Origin of the sequence: Gordonia sp. PS3 (assembly GCF_041950545.1) — a bacterium.
Classification (GTDB): domain Bacteria; phylum Actinomycetota; class Actinomycetes; order Mycobacteriales; family Mycobacteriaceae; genus Gordonia; species Gordonia sihwensis.
In genome coordinates this window covers 2,405,572-2,430,060 of the sequence record NZ_CP169524.1, presented here as the reverse complement: position 1 = coordinate 2,430,060, position 24,489 = coordinate 2,405,572, and the positions used below count along the sequence as shown (strand labels likewise).

Genomic DNA, 24,489 nt, shown 5'->3' with positions numbered 1-24,489 from the left:
CGGAGTGCGGGGAGACGATCTGCCTGAAGTCAGAGCAGGATCTGGCGGTTGACGTCCTTGTAGAGCAGATACCGGAAGTTCGACGGCCCACCGGCGTAGCAGGCCTGCGGGCAGAACGCGCGCAGGGAGAGGTAGTCGCCCTCCTGCACCTCCACCCAGTCGCCGTTGAGGTGGTAGACGGCCTTGCCTTCCAGCATCAGGAGTCCGTGCTCCATGACGTGCGTCTCGGCGAAGGGGATGGTGGCGCCGGGCTCGAAGGTCACGACGTTGACATGCATGTCGTAGGCGAGGTCCTGCGGATCGAGCATGCGGGTGGTGCGCCATTTGCCGTCGGTGCCGGGCATCGCGGACGGTTCGATGTCCCGCTCGTTCCCGAAGCGGACCGACGGCGCATGGCCGTCGACGGGCTGATAACGCTTGCGGATCCAGACGAAGGTCGCGTCGGCGTCTGCGTCGTTGCGTGCCGACCACGCCGTGCCCGCGGGGAGGTAGGCGAACCCGCCCTCGGTGAGCGTCTGCGCATGTCCGTCGGCGACCACCGACAGCGCGCCGGAGGTGACGAACAGGAAACCCTCCACCTCGGGCTGCGGCTCGGGCCGGTCGGCGCCTCCACCGGGCTGGACCTCCATGATGGCCTGGAAGAACGTGGTGGAACCGCCGGCGACCGGCCGATTCAGGATCCAGCCGCGCGTGCGGGTCCACTCGGGGAAGACCGACGTGACGATGTCGGAGAGGACACCGCGGGGGATCACCGTGTACGCCTCGGTGACCACGGCCCGATCCGTGAGCAGCGCGGTCTGCGGCGGCAGGCCGCCGCGGGGAGTGTAGTACGACGCTTTCTGCGGTGGGGTCACGACGTCTCCTCTGTGGGGTGTGAGTTCGGTTCAGGCGAGCGGAGTGGTGATGCGACCGAGGGCGACGGCCCGGACCGTCTCCATCGGGAGGTCGGTGGCGGCTTCCACATCGTCGGCGGGGAGTGCGCCGCAGACGGCGCCGCGGTCGATGAAACCGGCGAGTGCGCGGGCCGTGGCCGGCTCGTCGAGAATCCCGGAGTCGATGCGGTGCATGTAGTTCCGCAGACGCGCGGCGGCGGGAGCGAAGCCGTCGCGGTAGAAGGCGTAGGTGGCCAGGAAACGGGTCACGAGCTGGTTCGGGTGCAGATCCCACCCCTGGTAGATGCCGCGCTCCAGGTGGCGGCGGACGAGTCGGGCGTGCAGCCGCCAGGCCGCCGCCCGCTCCCGGTCGTCGCCGACGGGCAGGACGTTGGTGGAACCGTCGGACAGGTGAACGCCGGTGCCCGCGACGGCCAGCTGCATGACGTTCTTGGCGTGGTCGGCCGCCGGGTGCTCCATCGATTGGTACGCCGCCGCGATGCCGAGCGACGCCGAGTAGTCGTAGGTGCCGTAGTGCAGTGAGCTGACCCGTCCGTCGCCCGCATGGATCAGTCTCGCCACCGGAGCCGTGCCGTCGGGGCCCAGGACGGCCTGCGGCGTCTCCACCTGGACCTCGAACCGGATGCGCCGGGACGGGAGGCCGTGCGCCTGTTCCAGTGCTGCCGCGACCTGGACCATCGCCTCCACCTGGTCCACCGAAGTGACCTTCGGGAGCGTGAGGGTGAGGCCGTCGGGCAGCGGCCCTCCGGCCGCCAAGGCGCCGATGAAGGCGTCGAGCGTGCGCAGCCCGCGGCGCCGGACGGGAGCCTCGAAGCATTTGAAGCGGATGCCGATGAACGGCGGGAGCGCGTCGGAGTCGTTCGCGGAGCGCACCGCTGCGGCGGCGGATGCGACGTCGGCGTCCTCGGCGGCGTCACCGCGGTCGCCGTATCCGTCCTCGAAGTCGAGACGGAGGTCCTCGATGGGTTCGGACCTCAGTTTGGCCGCGACGAGATCGGCGAGCCGTTCCGGCGTGGACTCGGGCGCGGCGCCGAGTCCGATCATCGCCGCGACCGCGTCGAGGCCGCCGGCCGCGCGCGCGGTGTCCAGTGCGGCGGCGCCCCATTGTCGCGGGAGTTCGGGTGCGTAGCGGTCGGCGGGAACGTACACGGTGTGGACCGGCTGGCGTCGACCGTCGTCGCCGGGGTAGCGGCGTACCAGGTCCTCGTCCGCCTCCGACAATCGGCTGTCGACGTCGGCCAGAAAGGAGTCGCTGAGATAGCCGCTGGTCATTCACCCTCCCGGTCAGTCGAATACGGAATTGTAATTCCGTATCGTGGAGTCTAGTGCGAATTGTGCACTTCACACAAGCGGACACGGATTGTGGAGACACTTTGTGTTCCGCATGGTGGAAGATAGAGTTCTGGTGTCCCAGACCTGAGGAGCGAGACGGTGGCCGCAGCGGCAAGCGAGGGCAAGACGGGCGGCGTGCAGTCCGTCGAGCGCGCATTCGAATTGATGGAGTTGATCGGCCGAGCCGGCGGCGAGTGCTCGCTCAGCCACCTCTCCGGCGAGTCGCCGCTGCCTCCGCCGACCATCCACCGGCTGCTTCGCACGCTCGTCGGCATCGGATACGTCCGGCAGCTGCCGAACAAACGGTACGCGCTCGGACCTCGACTGATCCGCTTGGGCGAGGTCGCCAACCGGCAGCTCGGCGCGGTCGCGGATCCGGTGCTGGAGGCGCTGGTGGCCGAGCTGTCGGAGACCGCGAGCCTCGCGGTCCTCGACGGAGACATGGTCATCTACACCGCGCAGGTGCCGTCGCCGCACACCATGCGCACCAACAACGAGGTCGGACGACGGGTCAACCTGCACAATTCCGGGGTCGGCAAGGCGATCCTGGCAGAGCTCGACGACGCCCGGATCCTCAAGCTCGTGTCGCAGGCGGGCATGCCCGCGACCACGAAATACAGCGTCACCTCCCTCTCCGGCGTCTTCGCGGAGGTGGAACGGGTGCGCTCGAACGGCTACTCGGTGGACGAACAGGAGCAGGAACTCGGCGTCCGCTGCGTCGCGATGGCGGTTCCCGGGGCGCCGACCCCGATGGCCGTCGGGATCTCCGGTCCGACGTCGCGGATGGACGATGAACTGCAGGAGCGGGCGATCCTCGCGCTCCGGCGGGCCACCGGCGTGATCTCGGAGGCGTTGATCGGCGCCAGGGAGGCCTGAGCGACGCGACCGGCCGCGGTCAGCCCGGCCAGTACATACTGTCCGGAGTCGCCCGTGCGCCGAAGATCGCCTGGCCCACCCGGACACAGGTGGAGCCCTCTTCGACGGCGAGCTCGTAATCGCCCGACATGCCCATCGAGAGTCCGCCGTCGCCGAGGAGGTCCGGGTCGGCGTCGCGGGTCCGGTCGCGGAGGTCGCGCAGCAGCCGGAAGCACGAGCGCACCCGATCGGTGTCGTCGGAGAAGACCGCGAGCGTCATCAGTCCGCGAACGCGCAGGGCGGAGTAGTTCGGCAGCTGCCTGAGCAGCGCAGGCAGCTCGTCGGGCGCGAGCCCGTACTTGCTGTCCTCGCCCGAGGTGTTCACCTGCACGTACACGTCGAGGCCGCGGCCCGCGGCCTGCAGTCTGCGGTCGAGCGCCTCGGCCACGCGGAGGCTGTCGAGCGCCTGGAACTCGTCGGCGAAAGCGGCCACGTCCTTGGCCTTGTTGGTCTGCAGGTGCCCGATCACCGACCAGGAGACGTCGAGGTCGGCGAGGGCGCCGTGCTTTCGCTTGGCCTCCTGCACCTTGTTCTCGCCGAGGCGACGACAGCCGGCGGCGACCGCGTTGACGATCCGCTCCTCGGGCACCGTCTTCGACACCGGAAGGAGCTGCACCTGAGCCGGATCACGTCCGGCCCGACGCGCGGCGGCGTCGATCCGTGCCTGCACGGCGGCGATGTTGCGCCGGAAGTCCTCGACGGCGACGGCGGTGGTGTACTGACGGCTCTGCTCGGCGGATTCGGTCATGCCACCGATTATCCCGGGCCGGCACGCCACAGCGCGCCGGGCCTGCGCCAGGTGTCAGATCTCCACCATCCGGTGCTCGCGAGCCGGGCGCCGCTGGCCGCGGATCGCGATCAGTTCGCGGGCGTGTCGGTCGAGGGCGACGTCGCCGGGAAGCCTCGGCGTCCACGTCGGTGCCGGCGCGGCGTCACCGTCCGCGTCGAGCGCTGCCAGCACCGTCAGACCGTGGGCCGCGAGGCGGCGCGTCTGCCGCCCGTCGCGCGGCCAGTGGGCGTGGACGTGCACCGAGACATGCATGGTCTGGCGGCCGGTGTGGATCAGACGCGCGCTGACCTCGACCACCTGTCCGATGCGGATCGGCTCGTAGAAGCGGACGCCGCCCATGTAGACGGTCACCGCTTCGCCGCCGCACCACCGCACCCCGCAGAGGTACGCGGCGTCGTCGATCCAGCCCATCACCCGGCCGCCGTGGGTGTTGCCGCCCCAGTTGACGTCGGTGGGGGCGGCGAGGAAACGGGTGGAGGCCTCGGGTGCGGTCGACGGCGCGCCGTAGTCGGCCCCGGCCATCGCCGCGGTGATCCGATTGCGGACCTCGGTGCGTTCGGCGGCGTACGCGGCGCGGTCGAGGTCGTCGGGCAGGACGGGCCGCCATTGACGGACCGGTGTCGGCGTGCCGTCGTCGTCGACGGCGACGAACACCAGGATGCAGCGACTCGCCTCGGTGAACTCGCCGAGCCGCGGATCGGCCGAGGCCACCCGGCATTCGATGTGCATGCTCGATCGGCCGGTGAGGATGAGCGTGGCCGTCACCTCGACGATGTCGCCGGAATCGATGTCCCGCCCGAAGCTGATGTTCCCGACGTACGCGGTCACGCTGTAGCCGCCGGACCAGGCCGCCGCGCACGCGTAGGCCGCCTTGTCGACCCATTCGAGGATCCGACCGCCGCGGACACCGCCGCCGAGGGTCGCGACATCGGTCGGGGCCGCCATGAAACGCAGGGTGATCTGCCGGTCGCTGAGGTGCATCGCCTTCTCCTGTTCGTGGATTCGGCAATGCTGGACCACGTGCCGAACGCACCGGCGAGCGGGGTGCCGATGCGAGAACTCCGTGATCCGCGGGTAACGCGGGCGACATCGGCCGGTAGCCCTCAGACGCGCTGGATGATCGCTGCGAGCCCCTGACCTCCGCCGATGCACATGGTGGCCAGACCGTACAGGGCGTCGCGGCGGCGCAGCTCGCGGGCGAGCGTGCCGAGCATCCGGGTCCCGGTGGCGCCGACGGGATGCCCCAGCGAGATGCCCGAACCGTGGACGTTGATCCGAGCGGCATCGTCGGCTCCCAGACCCAGCTCGCGAGTGCAGGCGAGAGCCTGGGCGGCGAAGGCCTCGTTCAGTTCGATCAGATCCATATCGGCGAGGGACAGCCCGGCGCGGGCGAGGGCGGCGCCGGTCGCGGGAACCGGTCCGATGCCCATGTACGCCGGGTCCACTCCGGCGACGGACCACGAGACCAGGCGTGCGATCGGCTCGAGACCCAGCTCCTGCGCCCGCTCGGGGTGCGTCACCAGACAGACCGCCGCCGCGTCGTTCTGCCCGCTGGCATTGCCCGCGGTGACCGTCGCGTCGGGGTCGGAGGCGGCCAGGATGGGCCGGAGCCGCCCGAGGGTCTCCATCGTCGTATCGGCACGGGGATGTTCGTCGGAGTCGACGACGATGTCGCCCGCCTTCGAGGGAACCGTGACGGGCACGATCTCCTCGGCGAACACGCCGGACCGCTGTGCCTCCACCGCTCGCCGATGCGATTCGACGGCGAGGGCGTCCTGGTCGGTGCGGGAGATCCCGTACCGCCTGCGGAGATTCTCAGCGGTCTCGAGCATGCCGCCGGGGACCGGGTGATGGCGCCCACCCGCGGTCACACGCCCGCGCGCCAAGCCGTCGTGCAGCATCACACCAGGCCCGCGCACGCCCCAGCGCATGTCGGTGCTGTAGAAGGGGACGTTGCTCATCGACTCGGTTCCGCCGGCGACGGCCAAGCCGCACGCGCCGGTGGCCACCTGCATGGCGGCCATGATCACCGAGTACAGACCGGAACCGCAGCGGCGGTCCACCTGCGCGCCGGGCACCGTCACCGGCAGTCCGGCGTCGAGTGCGACCACGCGTCCGATGGCGGGGGCCTCGCTGGTGGGGTACACGTTGCCGAGCACCACGTCGTCGACGGCTTCCGGGTCCAGACCCGTGCGCTCGATCAGTGCGCGGAGCGCGATCTCGCCCAGCCGGGCCGCCGACAGCGATCTGAGGGCACCGCCGTACCTGCCGATCGGAGTGCGGAGGGGTTCACAGATGACGACATCGCGCATATCGGCCAGCCTGTCACGCGGTCGCCTTGACAGAACGCCGAACTCCCCAAAAGATCGGGGTTTCCGGCGAAGGAGTGCAGTGATGAACGACGTCAGGGTGGAGCGCGACGGCGACGTGACGGTGGTGATCATGGCCCGGCCGGAACGGCACAACGCGGTCGACGCCGGCATGGCGCGCGAACTCGCGGCCGCCTTCCGCGAATTCGAGGCCTCCGACGCCCGGGTGGCGGTGCTGGCGGGCGACGGTCCGTCGTTCTGCGCCGGTGCCGATCTCAAGGCCGTCGGCACCGAGCGCACCAATGTGCTGACGCCGGACGGAGACGGCCCGATGGGACCGACCAGGATGGACCTCGACAAGCCGGTCGTCGCCGCGATCAACGGGCACGCGGTGGCCGGCGGGCTGGAACTGGCACTGTGGTGCGATCTCCGGGTCGCCGACGAGGACGCCACGTTCGGCGTGTTCTGCCGCCGGTGGGGCGTACCGCTGATCGACGGCGGAACGGTCCGCCTGCCGCGCCTGATCGGACACAGCCGTGCGATGGACCTCATCCTGACCGGCCGTCCCGTCGACGCCGCGGAGGCGCTGACGTTCGGTCTGGTGAACCGCGTGGTCCCGGCGGGGACCGCACGCGAGGCGGCGGTTGCGCTCGCCCACGACATCGCGCGCATGCCCGCCACCTGCATGCGCGGCGACCGTCGCTCGGCCCGCGCACAATGGGCGGACTCCGAGGAGGCCGCGCTGCGCCGGGAGTTCGCGATCGGCATGACCTCGCTGCGTGCGGACGGTGTCGGCGGCGCGCAGCGTTTCGCGGCGGGCAGGGGACGCGGCGGGTCGTTCGACGACATCTGACCCGGACACCCTGAGTCGGGCATCCGGCACTCCCGCGCCGGGCCGCGTCGCAGTAGGGTCTCAGACATGGGTGACGCTACGACTCCGGAGACCTTCGCAGCGCCGAGGCTCCGGGCGCTGGAACGGGCCGATCTGCAGTTCGTCCACGGCCTTTTCAACGATCCCGAGGTGATGCGCTACTGGTTCGAGCCGGCGCACGTGACCATCACCGACCTCGAGGAGACATTCGTCCGGCAGCAGCGGTGCGGAGACCGTGAGCGCCGCTTCATCGTCGACGCCGCCGGACGCCGGGTGGGGCTGGTCGAGTTGGTGTACATCGACCAGGTGCACCGCAACTGCGAATTCCAGATCATCATCGCGCCCGGCGAGCAGGGACGCGGATACGCCGGCGCGGCGACGCGCGCGGCGCTCGACTTCGCATTCCGCTCGCTCAACCTGCACAAGGTGTACCTGCTGGTGGACACCGAAAACGCCGCGGCCATCCACGTGTACGAGAAGGCGGGGTTCGTCGTCGAGGGGGTGCTGCGCCGAGAGTTCTTCGCCGACGGCGCCTACCGGGACGCCACGCGGATGGGCATCTTCCAAGACGACTACCTGGCCGCCGCGAGGAGTTGAGACGGTGGCGGCGCGGCTTTCACTGGTGATTCTCCTCGTCGCGCTGGCCTGTGTCCCCGGAACCGCGACCGCGGCTCCGGCCCGGCTGCCGGTCCCGTACGACTTCCTCGCCGGAATCCGCGCCGAGCTGGCGAACCCCGGCGGCTCGCTGCCGGGCACCAACGACTTCTCGTGCCGACCGACGCCGCGTCACCCGCACCCGGTGGTGCTGCTGCACGGCAGCGGCGGCGGCCGCCAGACCAATTGGGCCACACTGGCTCCGGTACTCAAGAACGACGGCTACTGCGTCTTCGCCCCGACCTACGGTGCGCTCGCGCGAGTCTGGCCGGTCTCCGCGCTCGGGGGCCTCGGTCCCAAGCTCGACAGTGCTTGGGACGTCAAGCGATTCATCGACCGCGTGCGGGCCGCCACCGGCGCGGACCAGGTGGATCTGGTCGGGCACTCGCTTGGCACCGAGATCCCCACGTACTGGATGAAGTACCTCGGCGGCCGGGGAGAGGTGGCGCACTACGTCTCCCTGGCGCCGTACTGGCGGCAGGGCCCCGACGACGACGATGCGCGCGGTGAGGCGATCGCGTCGTTCCGCCGGAGCCTCGGCATCGCCGAACCCGTCCGGCCGGCCTGCCCGGAGTGTTCGTCGCCGCCGAAGGATCTCGATTTCAACAGAGCCGTCCGCGAGCCGACGCCGTATCTGCCCGGCGTCGCCTACACCAACATCGTGACCCGCGACGATGAGATCGTGACGCCGTACACCGCCGGGCTGCTCGACGGTCCGCCCGGCACCCGGGTGCGCAACATCGTCGTACAGGACGGTTGCTCCCGCGACCGTTCCGACCACATGTCGATCACGTCGAACAGACGCAGCGCGGCGCTGGTACTCAACGCCCTGGATCCGGCGCATCCGCGTCCGGTGCCCTGCGTCGACGTGTCACCGGTGACAGGAGGATGAATCATGACGCAGAAACCGGAGCCCGTGACCCGGGCGGAGGCGCTCGCCCAGACCCCCGATGCCTGGACCGTCGACGACGGGATGCTCGTGGCCGAGTACCGGCCGGGCAACATGGTCCGCGGTCTGGAGATGGTGACCGCCGTGGTGGCGGCGGCCGAGGAGGCCGGTCATCACCCCGACGTCGACCTGCGGTATCCGGCGGTGGCCTTCCGGCTGGTGACGCACAGCGTCGGTCAGCTGACCTCCTTCGACGTCGCGCTGGCGCAGCGGATCGACGCGATCGCCGCGGAGAAGGGAATCGAGCCCGCGTAGCCTGACGCTCATGCCGACCCCCGAGTACGTCCTGAAGCTGCGCGAGCACATCGGTCATGACCCGCTGGTGCTGATCGGTGTGACCGCCGTGATCCTGCGGGAGGACGCGAACGAAGTACGGGTTCTGCTGGGACGTCGGTCGGACAACGGCGCGCTGGCGCCCATCACCGGGATCGTCGATCCCGGTGAGGAACCCGCGACGGCCGCGCGGCGGGAGGCGTTGGAGGAGGCGGGAGTCGACATCGAGGTGGAGCGGCTGGCGTGGGTGCACCAGTTGCCCCGGCGCACGCACGTGAACGGCGACCAGGTGGACTACCTCGATCTGACGTTCCGCTGCCGCTGGCGGTCGGGCGACCCAGTACCGTCCGACGGCGAACTGACCGAGGTGATGTGGCGACGTCTCGACGACCTCGACGATCTCGGCTCCGACGACCTGAGGAAGCGGATCGAGCTCGCAGTCAGTGGCACCGGTGCGACGGCCTTCGGCGGCGCTGAGTCAGCCTCGGTAGAAGGCGGCGGCGGAGGTCGCGAGGTCGAGTAGCCACTGGGGGAACAGACCCAGTACGAGGGTCAGCGCCGCCGACAGCGCGATCGGCACCGAGGTCAGCAGACTCGGAGTGACCACCTCGGGAGCATCCTGCGGGGGATCGGAGAAGAACATCGCGACGATGACCCGGATGTAGAAGTACGCGGCGACGGCGCTGCAGAGGACGCCGACGATGACCAGCGGCCAGGCGCCGTCGTCGGCGGCCGCGCCGAAGACCGCGAACTTGGCGATGAATCCGCTGGTGAGCGGGATGCCGGCGAATGAGAGCAGAAACAGCGACATCATCGCCCCGACCAGGGGTCGCCTGCGGCCGAGCCCGGCCCACGAGGCGATCTCGGTGCTCTCGCGCCCGGCGCCGTCGCGGACCACCGACAGCAGCGCGAAAGCACCGAATGCAGACAACGCGTAGGCGCAGACGTAGAACAGCGTGGCGGCCACGCCGTCCTTCGACATCGTGATCGCCCCGACCAGCGCAAAACCGACGTGGCTCACCGAGGAGTAGGCGAGCATGCGCTTCAGGTCGCCCTGGGTGACGGCCATGAGCGTCGCGACCACCATCGTGAGAATCGCGACCGCCCACAGGGCAGGCCGCCACTGCGGCTCCAGCGCGCCGAACGATACGTGCAGCACCCGCAGCAGTGCGCCGAACGCCGCCACTTTGGTCGCGGAGGCCATCAGCGCGGTGACCGGAGTCGGAGCGCCCTGGTAGACGTCGGGTACCCACGAGCCGAACGGCACCGCGCCCACCTTGAAGAGCAGTCCGACGGCGAGCAGGGTCACCGCGAGCACCGCGAGCGTGCGGTCGGCGGCCGGTTCGAGCTCACCGCCCGCGACGGCGTCGCCGATGGCCGACAGCGACAGCGATCCCGTCGCGCCGTAGGCGAACGAGGCGCCGAACAGGAAGATCGCCGACGAGAACGCACCCAGCAGGAAGTACTTGAGCGATGCCTCCTGCGACAGCAGCCGGCGTCGCCGTGCGAGTCCGCACAGCAGGTACAGCGGGAGCGACAGCACCTCGAGCGCGATGAACATGGTGAGCAGATCGCCGCACGCACCGAACAGCATCATTCCGCCGACGGCGAGCAGTGCGAGCGGGTAGACCTCTGTGGTGATCGCCCCCGCGCGCCCGGCGACGAGTTCGTCGGGGGAGCCGGGAACGGTGGCGCCGGAGGGAGTGAAGGCGTCGGCGGGGAGATCGGCGTCGGCGGCGTCGCCGCTCGACCCGCCGACCGCGATGCGCTCGCCCGCCGCGGTGCGCACCTCCAGCGGCGCCCACACCCGGTCGAGCCGGCGCTCGCCCATCACCGCGATCGAGCCCAGCGAGACCACCAGCACCGCACCTTGCAGCAGCAGCGCCGGACCGTCGATCACCACGGCACCGGACATCGCCACCGAGGCGCCGTCCGCCATGAAGGACGCGGTGACGAACATCAGCGCCACGAAGGCCGCCACCAGGGCGCCTCCGGCCAGCCACAGCTGGGCACGGTAGCGCCGCTGCTTCGGAGCGAAGGCCTCCACCAGGACCGCGATCACTCCGGCGCCGAAGACGATCAGCATGGGGGAGAGCCGGAAGTAGTCGATGCTGTGAGCGTCGAGAGCACTCGCGAGGGTCATCGATGACCTCCTTCACCGGCACTGACGGCCGGGGTGCTGATCGGGGCCGGGGACACCGCCGGATCGATGTAGTCCAGCACCAGCCGCGGGAAGAAACCGAGCACCAGCAGTCCGACGATCAACGGCGCGACGACCGCCTTCTGCCGCAGATCGAGATCCCGTATCGGCACCTGCGCTCCGGCGTCGACCGTGGCGCTGAGCCGTTCGGGTCCGCCCATCATGCGCTGATACGTCCACAGGATGTAGACCGCCGACAGCACCAGGGCCGACGCGGCGACGATCGCGGCGACAGGATACCGCGTGAAGGTGCCGACGATGACCAGGAACTCACTCACGAACGGCGCCAGTCCGGGAAGGGAGAGGGTCGCCAGACCGGCCACCAGGAACGTGCCTGCCAGCACCGGGGCGAGCTTCTGCACCCCGCCGTAATCGGCGATCAGCGAGCTGCCCCGCTGGCTCACCAGGAATCCCGCCACCAGGAACAGCGCGGCCGTCGAGAGACCGTGGTTGACCATGTACAGCGCCGAGCCGGACTGTCCCTGCCCGGTGAGGGCGAAGACGCCGAGGACGATGAACCCGAAGTGTGAGATGGAGGTGTACGAGATCAGGCGCATCACGTCGCGCTGCCCGATGGCGCACAGCGCTCCGTAGACGATGCTGACGACGGCGAGCGCGGAGATCCACGGTGCGAACCGGGCCGACGCGTCGGGGAAGAGACCGATGCAGAACCGCAGCATCGCGAAGGTGCCGACCTTGTCCATGACGGCCATCATCATCACCGCGGCCGCGGGCGTGGTCGACACCGCCGCGTCCGGCAACCAGGTGTGCACGGGCCACAGCGGTGCCTTGACCGCGAAGGCGAAGAAGAATCCGAGGAAGAGCAGGTCGAGCGTCGCCTGGGAGGCGTCGAGGCCACCGGCGGACGCGGCCGCGGCGAGGTCGGAGAAGCTGAATGTCCCGGCCCCGTCCGGACCGAGACCCGACCGGGAGCTCACCACGTACAGCCCGATCACCGCCGCCAGCATGATCAACCCGCCGAAGAGGTTGTAGAGCAGGAACTCGACGGCCGCCCGCGACCGGCGTCCCTCGTCAGCGGCGCCGAAACCGCCGATGAGGAAGTACATCGGCACCAGCATCGCCTCGAAGAAGATGTAGAACAGCAGTACATCGGTCGCGACGAAGCTCATCAGCACCATCGACTCGACCGCGAGCATCAGCGCCACGTAGATGTGCACCCGGCGATTGCCGGCATCGCTCACGTCGCGCCATCCGGCGAGCAGCAGGATCGGTGTCAGCACCGCCGTCAACAGGATCAGCGCCAGCCCGACCCCGTCCAGCGCGAGGCTGTAGCGGGCGCCGAACGCCGGGATCCAGCTGACGTCCTCGGTGAGTTGGTAGCCGCCGGTGCCGGACGAGAATCGGGTGGCGACGACGACCGCCCAGCCGAGGGTGAGCAGCGACGCCCCGAGCGAGACCCGGCGGGCGTCGGCGGCCCGGCCGGCGGGCAGGAGCATCACCACGAGCGAGGCCACCGCGGGCAGCAGCCACAGCACGGTGAGCCACGGAACGGTTCCGGAGTTCGTCACAGCGCGCTCACCACCAGGGTCAGGGCGGCCACCGCGACGGTGCCCGCGAGTATCGAAAGGGCATACGACCGGACGAAGCCGTTCTGTCCGCGCCTGGCCAGGACCGACAGTCCGGTGACGCCGGCTCCGACCCCCGCGGGCACCGCGCCGAGACCACGGTCCTCCGCCCGTACCAGCCCGGCGGTGAGCCGGGCACCGGGGATCGCGAAGACCCGTTCGTTGAAGGCGTCGCCGTACAGGTCGGCGCGCGCCGCGACGGTGAGACCCGAGACGTCGGCCGGTGCCGTCTCCGGGACATCACCCCGCCCGTACTGACGCCAGGCGATCGCCGCGCCGACCACCACTACGGCCAGCACGATCACGGTCACGGACCAGGCGGGCAGCGGACCGCTCTCCTCGGGGACGGCGCCGACCACCGGCGCGAGGAAGTCGGCGAGCGAGCCGCCGATCGCGAGCAGACCGCCCGAGAGCAGGGAGCCGGCCGCCAGCACGATCATCGGCCCGGTCATCGACCGCGGCGCCTCATGCGGCTTGGCGTCGGGTGCCCACCGCTTCTCGCCGAGGAAGGTCAGAACCATCACGCGCGTCATGTAGAAGGCGGTGACTCCCGCGCCGACGACGGCCACCCCGCCCAGCAGCCATCCGCGAACACCGCCGTCACCGAAAGCGGCCTCGATGATGTGGTCTTTGGAGTAGAAGCCCGCGAACGGCGGGACGCCGATGATCGCGAGGTAGCCGAACCCGAACGTGACGAACGTGATCGGCATGGCGGCCCGGAGCCCTCCGAAGCGCCGCATGTCGGTCTCGTCGTTCATCGCGTGCATCACCGAGCCGGACCCGAGGAACAGTCCGGCCTTGAAGAATCCGTGGGTGAGCAGATGCAGGATCGCGAAGGCGTACCCGGCGGGCCCGAGTCCGGCGGCGAGGACCATGTAGCCGATCTGACTCATGGTGGAGGCGGCGAGCGCCTTCTTGATGTCGTCCTTGGCGCAGCCGATGATCGCGCCGAAGAGCAGGGTCACCGCGCCGACGACCACGACGGCGGTCTGCGCGTGCGGAGCCAGATCGAACAGCGGCGCCGACCGGGTGATCAGGTAGACGCCCGCGGTCACCATGGTCGCCGCGTGGATCAGCGCCGAGACCGGGGTGGGGCCCTCCATCGCGTCGCCGAGCCAGGCCTGCAGCGGCACCTGCGCCGACTTCGCGCACGCGCCGAGCAGCAGCATGAAGCAGATCGCCGTCAGCGTCGCCTCACTCGCGGTGGCCGCCGAGCCGAAGACACCGTCGAAGCTCACCGAGCCGAAGGTCGCGAACATGACGGCCAGCGCGATCACCATGCCGATGTCGCCCACCCGATTCATCACGAAGGCCTTCTTGGCCGCCGTCGCGGCGCTCGGCTTGTGCTGCCAGAAGCCGATCAGCAGGTACGACGCCAGACCGACGCCCTCCCAGCCCAGATACAGCCCGAGGTAGCTGTCGGCGAGCACGAGGATCAGCATCGCCGCGACGAACAGGTTGAGGTACGCGAAGAACCGGCGGCGGTCGGGATCGTGACTCATGTAGCCGATCGAGTAGACGTGGATCAGCGCGCCGACGACGGTGATCAGCAGCACGAAGCACATCGACAGCTGGTCCAGGCGCAGCGCGGCGTCGACGCTGAAATCACCGGCGGTGATCCACCGGTAGCTTCCGCTGGTCACTGTGCGGGCCCCGCCGTCGCGCCCGATCATGCCGATCCACATCGCGATTCCGAGAACCGCCGACACCGTCACCAGCGCGGTGGCGGCGAGGTGGCCCCAGCGGTCGGTGCGGCGGCCGGCGATCAGCAGGACGGCCGCGCCGAGGGCGGGCAGTCCGGGGATCAGCCAGAGCAGGGCGCTGGTGAGATCGTGGCTCATCGGTTCACCGCCTCAACAGGTCGGCGTCGTCGACCGAGGCCGACCTGCGGGTGCGGAAGATCATCATGATGATCGCCAGTCCCACCACCACCTCGGCGGCGGCGACGACCATCGTGAAGAAGGCGATCACCTGACCGTCGAGGCTGCCGTGCATGCGGGCGAAGGTGACGAACGAGAGGTTGCCCGCATTGAGCATCAACTCGATGCACATGAACACCACGATCGCGTTGCGTCGAAGCAGGACGCCCGAGGCGCCGATCGCGAACAGCAGCGCCGAGAGATACAGGTAGTTGGCCGGGTTCATCGGCGTTCCTCCAACGTCATCGGTCCTCCAGCGCCGGATCGGACTCCGCCTCCCGCGCGGCGTCGATCTCCCGCGCGGTGATCGTCGCGTTCACCGACAGCTTCGACGGCGATCCGTCCGGCTCGCGCGCCGGAACGTCGACGGCGTTGTGCCGCGCGTACACGCCGGGCGGAGGCAGCGGTGTGACGTGACCGCCGTTCTTGAAGCGCTCCACCGACCGCTCGCGCTGCCCGCGGCGCGGACCGAAGCGCTCGCGGTGCGCCAGGACCATCGCTCCGAGGGTGGCGGTGATCAGGAGTGCGCCGGTGAGCTCGAAGGCCCACAGATAGCGGCCGAAGATCAGTTCGGCGAGCGCGCGGATGTTCTCGTTGCCGCCGCCGGGCGCGGCGGAGTGGCTGTGATCGGGGGCGCCGGCGAAGGTCGCCAGCGAGGCGGTGCCGATCGCGGCGATCAGCAGAACGGCGAAGCCCAGGCCGAGCCCCGCGGCCGCGAATCGCTGGCCCCGGATGGTCTCCACCAGCGACTCCGAGGAGTCGATTCCGATCAGCATCAGCACGAACAGGAACAGCATCATCACCGCGCCGGTGTAGACCACCACCTGCACCACACCGAGGAAGAGAGCGCCCTGCATCACGTAGAAGACCGCCAGCACGATCATGGTCATCGCGAGGAAGACGGCCGAATAGACGGCTTTGGGACTCAGCACCACCCCGAGCGCCCCGATCACCACCACCGCGCCGAGCACCCAGAAGGTGACGGCCTCGGTGCCGGAGGTACGGACGAGTTCCTCGGCCAGCATCGACGTCATGCGTCGGGCCCCACGTCGCCGCGATAGTAGTTCTCCGCGCGGGTTCCCTCGGCCATCGGGTGCGGCGTGGGCCTCATCCCCGGTTCCATCGGAGCCAGCAGCTGGTCCTTCTCGTAGATCATTCCGGCGCGCGTCGGCGCGGCCATCTCGTACTCGTTGGTCATGGTCAGCGCGCGGGTGGGGCAGGCCTCGATGCACAGTCCGCATCCGATGCAGCGCAGGTAGTTGATCTGGTACACGCGCCCGTAGCGCTCACCGGGAGAGTAACGCTCGTCGTCGGTGTTGTCGGCGCCCTCGACGTAGATCGCGTCGGCGGGACACGCCCACGCGCAGAGTTCACAGCCGATGCACTTCTCCAGTCCGTCGGCGTACCGGTTGAGCTGGTGTCTGCCGTGGTAGCGCCGGGCGGTCGGTTCCTTCTGCTCCGGATACTGTTCGGTGATCGTCTTGCGGAACATGCCGGAGAAGGTGACGCCGAAGCCGGCGAGAGCGTCGGGGAGTCTGGAATCAGACATGAGGGGCCTCCTTGGACGTCGAGCGCGGAAGCATGGGATCGGGCAGCACCTGGCCCGGCAGCGGCGGGACGGGGAACCCGCCCGCCATCGGATCGAACGGGGCGGCGGGATCCGGACGGTCGGGCGCGGGCCCGGGACGCCGGCCGACCACCCGCGCGATCGTGAACAGCAGCGCCGCCGCGACGACCAGACCGGCGGCCGCCAGGATCACCCCCGCCGTCCACTCGGACGAGTCACGGGTGGCCTCCCGGATCACGGCGACCACCATCACCCAGGCCAGGGCGAACGGGATCAGGACCTTCCATCCCAGACCCATGAACTGGTCGTACCGCAGTCGGGGAAGCGTGGTGCGGAGCCAGAAGAAGACGAACAGGAAGGCCCACATCTTGCCCACGAACCAGAGCAGCGGCCACCATCCCGAGTTGGCGCCGTCCCAGATCGACAGGGGCCACGGCGCCTGCCAGCCGCCCAGGAATAGCGTTGTCGCGAGCGCCGACACGGTGGCCATGTTGATGTACTCGGCGAGCATGAACATCGCGAACTTCAGCGACGAGTACTCGGTGTGGAATCCGCCGACGAGCTCGCCCTCCGCTTCGGGGAGGTCGAACGGTGCGCGATTGGTCTCACCGACCATCGAGATCGCGTAGATCACGAACGACGGCAGCACCAGCAGCACGTACCAGTGGTGGACCTGGCCCGCGACGATCTCCGAAGTCGACATCGTGCGCGAGAGCAGGAAGACCGCCGCGAACGACAGGCCCATCGCGATCTCGTAGGAGATCACCTGCGCGGTGGAACGGAGTCCCCCCAGCAGCGGATAGGTCGATCCCGACGACCAGCCGGCGAGGACGATCCCGTACACGCCGATCGACGCCATCGCCAGCACGTACAGGACCCCGACCGGCAGGTCGGTGAGCTGCAGCGGTGTGTGATGACCGAACACCGACACCTCGGGTCCCATCGGGATCACGGCGAACGCCATGATGGCCGGGACCACCGAGATGATCGGCGCCAGGAGGTAGAGCACCTTGTCCACGCCGAACGGGGTGAGGCCTTCCTTGAGTGCCAGCTTCACACCGTCGGCCAGGGATTGCAGCGCCCCGTGCCAGCCGACCCGGTTGGGGCCGATCCGATACTGCATCCGCGCCATGATCTTGCGTTCGGCGAGGATGGCGACGAGCACGGTCAGAACCAGGAAGACGAAGATGAGGACCGACTTGCCCAGCATCAGCCACCAGGCGTCGTGTCCGAAGCTCGACAGGTCAGGCATGATCGTCCCTCCCGATCGTGACGATCGCGCCCGGCTCCGCCTCGAGTATCGGGCAGACCCGCGAACCGGGGGAGTTCATCGGCAGCCACACCACGCGGTCGGGCAGATCCGTGACCGTCAGGGGAAGGGCGATCGCCCCGTGATCGGTCGAGACGACGACGCGCTCGCCGTCGGCGGCGCCGATCTCCGCGGCGGTGGCGGCCGAGAGCCGCACGGTGGCCGGCCGTGCCGTGCCCGCCAGATGCGGCTCTCCGTCCTGCATGCGGCCGAAGTCCAGGAGCATCCGCCACGACGCGAGCACGGCCTGGCCCGCCTCCGGCGCCGGCGGCTCGCCGCGCTCGGCGGCCGGTCCGGGCGCCGGCCGATGCCGTTCGCCGGTCCAGCCGCCGATCTCCGCGAACTCGCGGTGAATGGTGCCCGGGTCGTCGCACCGCAGGTCGAAACCCATCTCCCGCCCGAGCGCGTGGAGCACGCGGTGATCCGAGAGCGGCAGCGCGGCTCCGTTCGACTGCGCCGGCGGCAGGGCCACGTCGAAGGGACGCGGGCGCCCCTCCCAGTCGACGAACGTGCCCGGCTTCTCGGCCACGGCGGCCACCGGGAGCACCACGTCGGCGTGTGCGGTGACCGAACTGCGGCGAAGTTCCAGACTGACCACGAAACCGGCGGCCGCGAGTGCCGCATCGCCCGCCGACGGACTCGGCAGATCACCGAGTTCCACGCCGCCGACGAGCGCGGCCGACAGGTCTCCGGTGGTGAGCGCACTCAAGATGTGCGCGGTGTCGCGGCCGGGTGCTGCCTGCGGTTGAACACCCCAGATCGCTGCGACGTCGCGCCGGGCCCATTCGGAGGAGAGCGGCCGGCCGGCCGGAAGCAGGTTGGGCGCCGCACCGACGTCGAGGGCGCCGCGTTCGCCCGCCCTTCTCGGCACCCAGGCCAGTCTGGCGCCGGTGGCGGCGGCCACCTCGGCTGCGGCGGTCAGCGCACCGGGACACCCGGCGAGGCGCTCCCCGATCAGGAGCGCCGCGCCGGGTGCGGAGAGCAGTTCGTGCGCGCGGGGGCCGCGCAGCACCGCGGCCTCTCGCCCCGGCACGCACTGCAGGACGGAGCCGCCGAGCTTGGCGGCACCGGGGCTGGCCCACGGTGCGACGGTGTGCACCGCCTGACCGTGACGCCGGACCGCTTTGCGCAGGCGGAGGAAGAGGATCGGGCATTCCTCTTCCGGTTCGAGTCCGGCGAGGACCACCGTCGACGCCTGCTCGAGCTCGGCGTAGGTCAGTCCGATCCCGCTGCCCGCCACATGTGCCGAGAGGAAATCGTCCTCCTCCGCCGAGTGGGTGCGGATCCGGAAGTCGACGTCGTTGGTGCCGAGCGCCACGCGGGCGAACTTGCCGTAGGCGTAGGCGTCCTCCACGGTGGCGCGGCCGCCGACGAGCACTCCGGTCCGACTGCCCGCGGCACTCAGTCCGCGCGCCGCGGCGGCGAGCGCGTACGACCACGGAGCCGGGTGCAGCTCACCGTCGTCGCCGCGCACCAGCGGTGTGGTGATGCGATCGGGCCGGGAGGTGTAGGTGAACGCCCAGCGGCCCTTGTCGCAGTTCCACTCCTCGTTCACCTCGGGGTCGTCGCCGGCCAGCCGTCGCAGCACCTCGCCGCGCCGGTGGTCGGTGCGCTGGGCGCAGCCGGCCGCGCAGTGCTCGCACACGCTGGGCGAGGAGATCAGGTCGAAGGGCCGCGAGCGGAACCGATACGCGGTGCCCGTCAACGCTCCCACCGGACAGATCTGCACGGTGTTGCCGGAGAAGTACGATTCGAAGGGTTCGTCGACGTACGCGCTGACCTGCTGCAACGCGCCGCGTTCGGCGAGCTCGATCAGCGGATCGCCCGCGATCTCGTTGGAGAAGCGGGTGCACCGGGCGCACAGTACGCACCGTTCGCGGTCGAGCAACACCTCGCTCGACAACGGAACCGGTTTGGTGAACGTCCGTTTGACGCCGCCGTAGCGCGACTGCGGCCGTCCGGCCGACATCGCCTGGTTCTGCAGGGGACACTCGCCGCCCTTGTCGCACGTGGGGCAGTCGAGCGGGTGGTTGATGAGCAGCAGCTCCATCACGCCCTCCTGGGCGCGGCGGGCGTCGGCCGAGGTGAGCTGGGTGCGGACCACCATCCCCTCGGTGGCGACGATGGTGCACGAGGCCATCGGCTTGCGCTGGCCCTCCACGTCGACGAGGCATTGCCGGCAGGCACCGGCGGGCGCCAGCAACGGGTGGTCGCAGAAGCGCGGAATCGCCACGCCGATCAGTTCCGCGGCGCGGATCACGAGGGTGCCCTTCGGGACCGAGACCTCGACGTCGTCGATCGTCAGGGTGATCAGGTCGGTCGCCGCGGCGGTCATCGCACGCCTCCCTCGGACTCGGGCGACGCGAAGACCGTCGACTTCTCGGGGTCGAACGGGCAGCCGCCCGGATGCCCGTCGTGCGGGAAGTGCGCCAGGTACTCGTCGCGGAAGTGGGCCAGCGAGCTCATGATCGGGGCACCGGCGGCGTCGCCCAGAGCGCAGAACGACTTGCCGACAACACTGTCGGTGACGTCGGTGAGCGTGGTGAGGTCGGCTTCGGTGGCGTCGCCGGCCTCCAGACGACGCATCAACTGCACCAGCCAGTAGGTGCCCTCGCGGCAGGGGGTGCACTTCCCGCAGGATTCGTGTGCGTAGAACTCCGTCCACCGCAGGACGGCGCGGACCACGCACACCGTCTCGTCGAAGATCTGCAACGCCTTGGTTCCGAGCATGGAGCCCGCGGCCCCCACTCCTTCGTAATCGAGCGGGATGTCGAGGTGCTCGGCGGTGAACATCGGAGTCGACGACCCGCCGGGCGTCCAGAACTTCAGCTCGTGACCGGCGCGCACGCCGCCGGCCCGCGCCAGCAGCTCGCGCAGGGTGATCCCGAGCGGTGCCTCGTACTGGCCCGGCCGTGCCACATGGCCGGAGAGGGAGTACATGGTGAAGCCCGGCGACTTCTCGGTTCCGAACTCGCGGAACCAGTCCGGTCCGTTGCGCATGATCGACGGCACGCTGGCGATCGATTCCACGTTGTTCACGACGGTCGGACTGGCGTACAGCCCGGCGACGGCGGGGAACGGCGGCCGCAGTCGCGGCTGTCCGCGACGGCCCTCCAGTGAGTCGAGGAGCGCGGTCTCCTCACCGCAGATGTAGGCGCCCGCGCCGGCGTGCACCACCAGGTCGAGCGCGAAGCCCGACCCGAGGACGTCGCGGCCCAGCAGCCCGGCGTCGTAGGCCTCCTCGACGGCGGTGCGCAGGCGGCGGACCACGCCGGCCACCTCGCCGCGCACGTAGATGAAGGCATAGTGGGCACGGATCGCGTAGGCCGCGATGATCACCCCCTCCACCAGCGTGTGCGGCGAGGCCAGGAGCAGCGGCATGTCCTTGCAGGTGCCCGGCTCCGACTCGTCGGCGTTGACCACGAGGTAGTGCGGTGTCCCGTCGCCGCCGGGTGCCGGGCCCTGCGGGATGAACGACCATTTGGTGCCGACCGGGAAGCCCGCGCCGCCGCGGCCCCGGAGCCCGGACGCCTTGACCTGCTCGATCACCTCGTCGGGCGACAGTCGCAGCGCGGCCTTGAGCCCCTGATACCCGTTCTGGCCCATGTAGCTGCGCAGCGTCCACGACTCCGGCTCGTCCCAGTGTCTGCTGAGTATCGGAACGCGGGCCGGTTCCGGGGTGGACGAGGGCAGGCTCACGGCGATCATTTCGGCGCCTCCTCCACGCCGGCCAGCAGGCGTGCCGTCTGGCGGAACGTGCACAGTGTGTCCGATCCGCGCGTCGGCGATCGCGGCACGCCGGCGCGCAGATCGTCGAGGAGCTGTTGCACCGATTCGGGAGTCTGGTCGTCGAAGAACTCCCAGTTGACCATCACCACCGGCGCGTGGTCGCAGGCCGCATTGCACTCGACGTGCTCGACGGTGACCCGCCCGTCGGCGGTGGTCTCGCCGGGGCGGACGCCGAGCTCGTCGGTGATCCGGGAGGCGATCGCATCGCCGCCCATCACCGCGCACAGCGTGTTGGTGCAGATCCCGACCAGGTAGTCGCCGGTGGGTGCGCGGCGGTACATCGAGTAGAAGGTCGCCACCGACGCCACCTGCGCCGCGGTCAGGTCGAGCTGCTCCGCGCAGAAGGCGATCCCGGCTCGGGTGAGGTAGCCGTCGTGACTCTGGACCAGATGCAGCAGCGGAAGCAGCGCCGAGCGCGACTGCGGGTAGCGGCCGATGATCGTGGCCGCGTCGTTGGCCAGTGCCGCGGTGTCCTCGGCCGAATAGTGCTCGGGACCGGCGAACTCCACCGGCGGGTGCGGGACTCCGGTCGAGTAGACCGGCGGACCGGCCGACAACTCCAGGCGGACGGGTTCATTCATCGGTCGACGCCTCCCATCACCGGATCGATGCTGGCGACCGCGGTGATCACGTCGGCCACCAGGCCGCCCTCGCACATCGCGGCCACGGCCTGCAGATTGGTGAACGACGGATCGCGGAAGTGGACGCGGTATGGCCGGGTGCCGCCGTCGGAGACCATGTGGACACCGAGCTCGCCGCGTGGCGACTCGATCGCGACGTAGCACTGACCGGACGGCACGCGCATCCCCTCGGTCACGAGCTTGAAGTGATGGATCAGCGCTTCCATCGACATCCCCATGATCTCGGCGATGTGCTCGGGAGAGTTGCCCAGACCGTCGGGGCCGACGGCGAGGTCGGCGGGCCAGGCCAGCTTGCGGTCGGCCACCATCACCGGTCCCGGCTCTAGGGCGTCCAGGCACTGCCGGGCGATCCGGACGGACTGCTTCATCTCCTCCACGCGGATGAGGTAGCGGCCGTAGGCGTCGCAGCCGGTATCGGTGACGACGTCGAACTCGTAGTTCTCGTAGCCGCAGTACGGATCCGATCTACGCAGGTCGTACGGTAGTCCGGCGGCGCGGAGGACCGGGCCGGTGACGCCGAGCGCCATGGCGCCGGTGAGGTCGAGGTAGCCGACGCCCTGGGTCCGGGCCTTCCAGATGTAGTTGTCGGTGAGCAGTGACTCCACCTCGCCGATCTGGGCGCCGAGCGCGTCGAGGACGGCGGCGATCTTCGCCTCGGCGCCGTCGGGCAGGTCCTGCGACACTCCGCCGGGACGGATGAACGCGTGGTTCATCCGCAGTCCGGTGATGTCCTCGAAGAGGTCGAGGATCGTCTCGCGGGCGCCGAAGCCGAGGAACATCGGCGTCACGGCGCCCAATTCCATGCCGCCGGTCGCGAGAGCCACCAGATGCGAGGCGATGCGATTGAGCTCCATGAGCAGCACCCGGATCACGCTCGCGCGCGCGGGGATGTCGTCGGTGATGCCGAGCAGCTTCTCCACCGCCAGGCAGTAGGCGGTCTCGTTGAAGAACGGCGAGAGATAGTCCATCCGGGTCACGAACGTGACCCCCTGCGTCCAGGTCCGGTACTCGAGGTTCTTCTCGATTCCCGTGTGCAGGTAACCCACTCCGCACCGCGCCTCGGTGACGGTCTCGCCGTCGATCTCCAGGATCAGGCGAAGAACCCCGTGCGTCGACGGGTGCTGCGGGCCCATGTTGACGACGATCCGCTCGTCGTCGGGGGCGGCGGCCGCGCGTTCGCGGACCGCGCTGACGACCTCCTGCCAGTCGCGGCCGGAGACGGTGAACGTGGATTCTCCGGTCATCAGTTGTACCGCCTCCGCTGATCGGGCGGCGCGATCGTCGCACCCTTGTACTCGACCGGGATGCCGCCGAGCGGATAGTCCTTGCGTTGCGGGTGGCCCTCCCAGTCGTCCGGCATCTCGATGCGGGTCAGCGACGGGTGTCCGTCGAAGACGATGCCGAAGAAGTCGTACGTCTCCCGCTCGTGCCAGTCGTTGGTCGGATACACCGGCAGCAGGGAGACCACGTGCGGGTCGGCGTCGGGTATCGCGACCTCCAGCCGGACACGGCGGTTGTGGGTGATCGACCGCAGCGGGTACACGGCGTGGAGTTCGCGTCCGGCCTCGTCGGGGTAGTGCACCCCGCTAACACCGAGGCACAGTTCGAAGCGGAGGGCGGGTTCGTCGCGCAGCGCGGCCGCGACCGGCAGCAGGTGCTCCCGGGTCACGAAGATCGTCATCTGGCCGCGGTCGACGACGGTCTTCTCCACGGCGTCGTCGAACGGGACGCCGCGGCGGTCCAGCGCGGTCTCCAACTCGTCGAGGATCTCGTCGAAGTAGCCGCCGAAGGGGCGGGTCGTGTTGCCCGGCAGTGTGATCGGTGCGACGAGGCGACCGTATCCCGATGTGTCGCCGGTCCCGGTGACGCCGAACAGGCCGTGTCGTGCTCCGATCACCTCGTGCTCGGGCCGCGGCCGCGACACCTCGCCGTTCATCGCAGCAGGCCCTTCATCTCGATGGTCGCCGGGGCGGAGAGGGCGGCGGCCTCGGCGGCGCGGATCGCCTCCTCCCGGTGGACGCCGAGCGGCATCTGCTGAATCTGCTCGTGGAGCATCAGGATCGCGTTGAGCAGCATCTCCGGCCGCGGCGGGCAGCCGGGGAGGTAGATGTCGACCGGGACCACGTGGTCGACGCCCTGGACGATCGCGTAGTTGTTGAACATCCCGCCGGAGGACGCGCAGACGCCCATCGCGAGGACCCACTTCGGCTCGGCCATCTGGTCGTAGATCTGGCGGAGAACCGGTGCCATCTTCTGGCTGACGCGTCCGGCCACGATCATCAGATCGGCCTGCCGGGGAGAGGCTCGGAAGGCCTCCATGCCGAAGCGAGCGAGGTCGTAACGGCCGGCTGTGGTGGCCATCATCTCGATCGCGCAGCAGGCCAGCCCGAAGGTCGCGGGCCACAGGGACCCCTTGCGCATGTAGCCCGCCAGCTTCTCGACTGTGCTCAGCAGGAACCCGCCGGGGAGTTGCTCTTCGAGTCCCATTGCCC

22 protein-coding genes and 1 pseudogene are annotated in these 24,489 nt (G+C 69.8%); 6 read left to right on the top strand and 17 right to left on the bottom strand.

Annotation, left to right across the window (positions count from 1 at the left end):
- Positions 1–29: 29 nt before the first annotated feature.
- Together ACE11G_RS11290 and ACE11G_RS11285 are read right to left on the bottom strand one after the other, a co-directional pair.
- Complete coding sequence (locus ACE11G_RS11290; RefSeq protein ID WP_006896556.1) at positions 30–854, bottom strand: bifunctional allantoicase/(S)-ureidoglycine aminohydrolase; 825 nt, start codon at positions 852–854, stop codon at positions 30–32.
- 30 nt (positions 855–884) lie between these two features.
- Positions 885–2,165 carry a DUF6986 family protein gene (locus tag ACE11G_RS11285; protein WP_346077026.1) on the bottom strand — a complete coding sequence of 427 codons (1,281 nt, stop codon included), beginning with the start codon at positions 2,163–2,165 and terminating at the stop codon, positions 885–887.
- 159 nt (positions 2,166–2,324) lie between these two features.
- Here ACE11G_RS11285 and ACE11G_RS11280 point away from each other — a divergent pair, with 159 nt between their 5' ends.
- A complete protein-coding gene (locus ACE11G_RS11280; RefSeq protein WP_006896558.1) occupies positions 2,325–3,101 on the top strand; it encodes an IclR family transcriptional regulator in 777 nt (258 codons plus the stop codon).
- Between the two features lie 19 nt (positions 3,102–3,120).
- Here ACE11G_RS11280 and ACE11G_RS11275 read toward each other — a convergent pair whose 3' ends face one another.
- The 3 genes from ACE11G_RS11275 to ACE11G_RS11265 form a co-directional block, all read right to left on the bottom strand.
- On the bottom strand, positions 3,121–3,888 hold the full coding sequence (locus ACE11G_RS11275) for a YggS family pyridoxal phosphate-dependent enzyme (RefSeq protein ID WP_375002198.1): 768 nt from the start codon (positions 3,886–3,888) through the stop codon (positions 3,121–3,123).
- 54 nt (positions 3,889–3,942) lie between these two features.
- Positions 3,943–4,911 carry an acyl-CoA thioesterase gene (locus ACE11G_RS11270; protein ID WP_006896560.1) on the bottom strand — a complete coding sequence of 323 codons (969 nt, stop codon included), beginning with the start codon at positions 4,909–4,911 and terminating at the stop codon, positions 3,943–3,945.
- Positions 4,912–5,033: 122 nt separating this feature from the next.
- Complete coding sequence (locus ACE11G_RS11265; protein WP_062367586.1) at positions 5,034–6,242, bottom strand: acetyl-CoA C-acetyltransferase; 1,209 nt, start codon at positions 6,240–6,242, stop codon at positions 5,034–5,036.
- Positions 6,243–6,324: 82 nt separating this feature from the next.
- Here ACE11G_RS11265 and ACE11G_RS11260 point away from each other — a divergent pair, with 82 nt between their 5' ends.
- From ACE11G_RS11260 to ACE11G_RS11240, 5 genes are all read left to right on the top strand, one after another.
- On the top strand, positions 6,325–7,092 hold the full coding sequence (locus ACE11G_RS11260) for a crotonase/enoyl-CoA hydratase family protein (protein ID WP_346077032.1): 768 nt from the start codon (positions 6,325–6,327) through the stop codon (positions 7,090–7,092).
- A gap of 66 nt (positions 7,093–7,158) precedes the next feature.
- Positions 7,159–7,707: a GNAT family N-acetyltransferase gene (locus tag ACE11G_RS11255; RefSeq protein WP_062367587.1), complete on the top strand. Its 549-nt coding sequence runs from the start codon at positions 7,159–7,161 to the stop codon at positions 7,705–7,707.
- 4 nt (positions 7,708–7,711) lie between these two features.
- The gene (locus tag ACE11G_RS11250; RefSeq protein WP_375002194.1) at positions 7,712–8,656 is read left to right on the top strand and encodes an esterase/lipase family protein; all 945 of its coding nucleotides are present in this window, start codon (positions 7,712–7,714) and stop codon (positions 8,654–8,656) included.
- Between the two features lie 3 nt (positions 8,657–8,659).
- Positions 8,660–8,968 carry a 4a-hydroxytetrahydrobiopterin dehydratase gene (locus ACE11G_RS11245; protein WP_278126989.1) on the top strand — a complete coding sequence of 103 codons (309 nt, stop codon included), beginning with the start codon at positions 8,660–8,662 and terminating at the stop codon, positions 8,966–8,968.
- A 10-nt stretch (positions 8,969–8,978) separates the two neighbouring features.
- Positions 8,979–9,509 (top strand): NUDIX domain-containing protein, encoded by a 531-nt coding sequence (locus tag ACE11G_RS11240; protein ID WP_278126990.1) that lies wholly within the window; start codon positions 8,979–8,981, stop codon positions 9,507–9,509.
- Here ACE11G_RS11240 and nuoN read toward each other — a convergent pair.
- From nuoN to ACE11G_RS11180, 12 genes and pseudogenes are all read right to left on the bottom strand, one after another.
- Complete coding sequence (nuoN, locus tag ACE11G_RS11235; protein ID WP_375002192.1) at positions 9,465–11,129, bottom strand: NADH-quinone oxidoreductase subunit NuoN; 1,665 nt, start codon at positions 11,127–11,129, stop codon at positions 9,465–9,467. The two genes, ACE11G_RS11240 and nuoN, sit on opposite strands and share 45 nt — an antisense overlap.
- Entirely contained in the window at positions 11,126–12,715 is a 1,590-nt protein-coding gene (locus ACE11G_RS11230) for an NADH-quinone oxidoreductase subunit M (protein WP_375002190.1), read from the bottom strand. The genes nuoN and ACE11G_RS11230 overlap by 4 nt, the downstream gene beginning before the upstream one ends.
- Positions 12,712–14,613, bottom strand: coding sequence for an NADH-quinone oxidoreductase subunit L (gene nuoL, locus ACE11G_RS11225; protein ID WP_278126996.1), 1,902 nt, complete (start codon positions 14,611–14,613; stop codon positions 12,712–12,714). The genes ACE11G_RS11230 and nuoL overlap by 4 nt, the downstream gene beginning before the upstream one ends.
- A 4-nt stretch (positions 14,614–14,617) precedes the next feature.
- A complete protein-coding gene (gene nuoK, locus ACE11G_RS11220) occupies positions 14,618–14,917 on the bottom strand; it encodes an NADH-quinone oxidoreductase subunit NuoK (protein WP_006896570.1) in 300 nt (99 codons plus the stop codon).
- A gap of 16 nt (positions 14,918–14,933) precedes the next feature.
- The gene (locus tag ACE11G_RS11215; RefSeq protein ID WP_062367591.1) at positions 14,934–15,725 is read right to left on the bottom strand and encodes an NADH-quinone oxidoreductase subunit J; all 792 of its coding nucleotides are present in this window, start codon (positions 15,723–15,725) and stop codon (positions 14,934–14,936) included.
- Positions 15,722–16,240, bottom strand: a complete 519-nt coding sequence (gene nuoI / locus ACE11G_RS11210; RefSeq protein WP_006896572.1) for an NADH-quinone oxidoreductase subunit NuoI — start codon at positions 16,238–16,240, stop codon at positions 15,722–15,724. The genes ACE11G_RS11215 and nuoI overlap by 4 nt, the downstream gene beginning before the upstream one ends.
- Positions 16,233–17,510, bottom strand: coding sequence for an NADH-quinone oxidoreductase subunit NuoH (gene nuoH / locus ACE11G_RS11205; protein WP_006896573.1), 1,278 nt, complete (start codon positions 17,508–17,510; stop codon positions 16,233–16,235). The genes nuoI and nuoH overlap by 8 nt, the downstream gene beginning before the upstream one ends.
- The gene (locus ACE11G_RS11200) at positions 17,503–19,902 is read right to left on the bottom strand and encodes an NADH-quinone oxidoreductase subunit G (RefSeq protein ID WP_375002186.1); all 2,400 of its coding nucleotides are present in this window, start codon (positions 19,900–19,902) and stop codon (positions 17,503–17,505) included. The genes nuoH and ACE11G_RS11200 overlap by 8 nt, the downstream gene beginning before the upstream one ends.
- Positions 19,899–21,937, bottom strand: a pseudogene (nuoF, locus tag ACE11G_RS11195) (NADH-quinone oxidoreductase subunit NuoF). Before nuoF ends, ACE11G_RS11200 begins: the two are co-directional and overlap by 4 nt.
- Positions 21,934–23,241, bottom strand: a complete 1,308-nt coding sequence (gene nuoD / locus ACE11G_RS11190; protein WP_045539936.1) for an NADH dehydrogenase (quinone) subunit D — start codon at positions 23,239–23,241, stop codon at positions 21,934–21,936. The pseudogene nuoF and the gene nuoD overlap by 4 nt, the downstream one beginning before the upstream one ends.
- Positions 23,241–23,933: an NADH-quinone oxidoreductase subunit C gene (locus ACE11G_RS11185; RefSeq protein WP_006896578.1), complete on the bottom strand. Its 693-nt coding sequence runs from the start codon at positions 23,931–23,933 to the stop codon at positions 23,241–23,243. The genes nuoD and ACE11G_RS11185 overlap by 1 nt, the downstream gene beginning before the upstream one ends.
- A complete protein-coding gene (locus ACE11G_RS11180; protein WP_006896579.1) occupies positions 23,930–24,484 on the bottom strand; it encodes an NADH-quinone oxidoreductase subunit B family protein in 555 nt (184 codons plus the stop codon). Before ACE11G_RS11180 ends, ACE11G_RS11185 begins: the two co-directional genes overlap by 4 nt.
- Between the last annotated feature and the right edge of the window lie 5 nt (positions 24,485–24,489).